General features: G+C 62.5%; 3 protein-coding genes and 1 pseudogene. All 4 read right to left on the minus strand.

From position 1 onward, the window contains the following. Positions 1 to 894, minus strand: an 894-nt coding sequence (locus tag ACEK02_RS30205; RefSeq protein ID WP_371425119.1) for a hypothetical protein, incomplete at its 3' end; no start/stop codon positions are given. Positions 895 to 935: 41 nt separating this feature from the next. Further along, a complete protein-coding gene (locus tag ACEK02_RS30210) occupies positions 936 to 2,411 on the minus strand; it encodes a hypothetical protein (RefSeq protein ID WP_371425120.1) in 1,476 nt (491 codons plus the stop codon). 2 nt (positions 2,412 to 2,413) lie between these two features. Continuing rightward, a complete protein-coding gene (locus ACEK02_RS30215; protein WP_371425121.1) occupies positions 2,414 to 2,998 on the minus strand; it encodes a protein-disulfide reductase DsbD domain-containing protein in 585 nt (194 codons plus the stop codon). Positions 2,999 to 3,205: 207 nt separating this feature from the next. Next, positions 3,206 to 3,274 (minus strand): annotated as a pseudogene (locus tag ACEK02_RS30220) (integrase core domain-containing protein); the annotation flags it as partial.

The following is a 3,274-nucleotide window of genomic DNA, read 5'->3' on the forward strand; positions in this document are numbered from 1 at the left end:
GACGATCTTGCCGTCATTGTCCGGGAAGGCGAACTTGAAGGTCTCGTTCGGATTGGTGACGGTCGTGTGCGTGAGGAAGCTGTCGGGCTGCGCAAAGCCCTTCGCGCGCGCTACGTCCGGGCGATAGGCAACGAGCGTCTTGGCATAGCGGCCGTCGGGCGCGGTTTCGGCGGCATAGTCGTTGCCGGCGGGCTTCGCCACGGCGGTTGCCACGGCCTTGGCCCGGGCGATCTGCTGCTGGACGTCAAGCGTCCCGTCGGCCTTCGGTGTCACGACGATCACGCCGGGACGGCTGCCGTCAAAGTGGCTGAGCACCCACTTTCCGTCCTTGAATGCGCCGGTATAGGCACCGGTGTCGCCGTCGATACGAAGGATCGAGGCGGCGAGTTCGTCACCGCGCTGCTGCACGACGAAGCGGAACGCCTTTTCCCCCTTGGACGACGGCGAAGCGAGCGGAATCTCCCAAATGCCCGCAACTTGCGGCACCGACGACACTGTGGTCGTCGGCGCGTCGACGTGGCGAACCGCGTGGAAGCTGTAGTCACTGCTGGTTTCGCGATTCTGGGCAACGACCGTTCCGTTGAGCTGTCCGCCCTTGAGCTTGGCGTTGATGGTGGTGAGATAGTGATCGACGTTCAAAACGAGATTGCCATTCTGGAATGTGGCGCTGGTCGTCCCGTCATAGGGTTTGAACCCGTCATAGAAGACGCCCTTGATCGCCGATCCGTCAGCCGCAATGTCGAGGCGGAACGGGATCTCGACGCCGTCGCGCGAAAGCGTGGCGTCCCAACGACCGACGACCGCGCCGTTGCCGGTATCGGCAGCTACGGCTGTCGCCGCGACGCTGGCAAGAAAGGTGGCCGCAAATGCTGTAGCCTTAAAAGTCTTCTTCATGGCACACTCCGATCGTTGGGCTGGAAATTGAATACGCTAGGTCAGGTCGCAGGTTTTCGTCCGGGCATCGCCCTCTGCGCCACGCGCAGACGGTTGGAGCTTGCGTAGGTCCGCCACTCGGTCGGCAAGCCGGGCTTGGTTTCAAGAAGAATGGAGAGAATTTCCCGGCGATCCTGCGGGGACAGGCGCGCGAAATCTTCGCCCTGCTCCTGCCCGGTCAGGACCTCGAACAGGCGATGATAGACATACCCCTTCGCCGGCTCCGGGATCGAGTCGAAGGCCGACGAATAGATCAGGTAGCTGCACGGGTAGCGGAAGATCCGATCGTGAAGATCGAAATCTCGCAGCGACCGGCCTTTGGAATCGCGCGCGCCCTGTGCCGCGAACTCGCGCGCGAAGGCCGACGACGCGATCACCTTGCGACGGTCGAGTCCGCCCAGCGGCGTTTCACCAGCGAAAAGCAGATACCGCACCAATTGTTCGGCGGGCCGCCGAATCTTGTCCTGGGTGGCAGCGGGTAAGCCATCGAGCGATGCAGCGGTGGCCGCTCCACCGTTCTGGGCGAGCGCATAGAGCGCGATCCGCGTCTGGTAGTTGGTCAGTGTGATCAGATTGTGCATTTGCGTCTGATGCGCGAGCACCAGCAGCGCGACCTGATCGCTGGTCCGGGTGAGATAGGCGGACGCATCGAACGGTTTTTCGAGTGGAGCGAGCCTGGGCAGCGGCTTGTCAGCGCCCGGGCTGACATCGGCAGGCCCCGCGACGGTTGCAGCATTGGCCATCGTTGCCGGAGCCAGCGCGCCGGTGACGTACCAGCCGCCCCATCGCTCTTTGAGCGGGCTCTTCTGATCGGTGATATATTGCGGCGCGCGCGGAGTGAGATTGCCGGTCTGCGAGGGATAGACCGAGCGTAGCAACACGCCAGGCACGCCGCGCGTGCCGGCCGCGATATGGCATTGCGTGCAATCGAGTTCGGCGCGTTTGAAAGTCGGCTTGTCCGATTTAACGTCGTCGAGCAGATAGAAAATCGCACCCTGCATCGGATCGAACGAGACCAACTCGACGGTCTTTCCCTGATGGACCGACCCGACATAGACGTCATCGTTATAGTAAAGCGCGCGAGGATGGTCGGCCGAGATCTTCGTGAATTGAAAACTTGTCTTCGAGAAGACCAGGGTTTGCGAGCTTACCGGTATCTTGAGCAACTTCAGAACCGATGGGAGGTAGCCGCGATCCTTGTCGTAGGAGAGTTTTGCGCTGCCCTGGTCCAACGCGCGTTGCGCCGCTGCGACAGGATCGTTGACCGGGTCGCGATACCGGATCGGAGCGTCGCTATAGGGAACATATCCTTGGTTCTGGACAGCGATTTGCGCGTTGGCCGGATCGACGAAAGACCGCGTCGCAATCGTGCCGCCCAAGGCCAGCACACTGAGGCCGAGCCCCCAGGAACCCACCACATTCAACGCCGGGCCCCGCGCCGAGCGCTTGCCGGACCGATCTGGGATCGACCGAGGCATGGTCAGGACTTCGCCGCGATGGTGATCGGCACCGTCACATGGACCGTTTTGGGCGGCAGGCAAATCCGGCCATCACAGGATTGGTAGCGGATACTGACCGGAACGACCTGTCGCCCGGGCGTCAGGCGCGAACGCAACCGCACCGGAACCGTCACGCTGAAACTGCGCGCATAGTATGGCGTCACGAAGCCGAAAGCTGGATCAAGCGCGACGATGGGCGCGCTGCCGCCGACTGGCCCCGCCGCTGTCGCGACCGCGTTTTGCTCGACGGATACCACGAGCGGCGTTGGACCAGTGGCTGACTGCTTCAACCCGTAAACGTGCCAGCCCTCCCGGATCGAGCCCCGAACGGTAAGAATTGCGCGGCTGGCAGCGCTGGGCGCTACGACGGGATCAAGGCTCCATGACACAGTCTCGCTTGCCGCGTTCGGTGGCACGCCCTCGGCCTGGGCGATCGCTGCCGCAGACAGTGCCAGCGAAACCAACCCCACCCGAGGCGACCACGCCCGCACCCGGCCAGAGCCTTGGCTCGCCTTTGAAAGAACCCGTTCCACTCCCTTCACGCAAACCGCCTCCAGCCAGATCAACAGCTGCTTCGGTGTCGCCGATGTCCCAGGCCCGACCGATGCTGATCTGAGCAGGCTACAAGACGCCTTCTGGCAATGCCTGATAGAAAAACTACTAACTCCTATTATTTTGATGGGATTTGAAATCGGGACCGGTGGATCTGGTCCATCCCGGACAATCCGGCCCTTCCCGACGCCAAGCTGCTATGCGGGCGCACGGTAGTCGGCCCGGAACAGCTGTTCGTTCAGGCACCCGTCGCGCGCGCGACCATTAAAGCTTTCGACGAAGCCGTTCTG

Source organism: Tardiphaga sp., from assembly GCF_041424195.1.
In the GTDB taxonomy this organism is placed as follows: Bacteria; Pseudomonadota; Alphaproteobacteria; order Rhizobiales; family Xanthobacteraceae; genus Tardiphaga.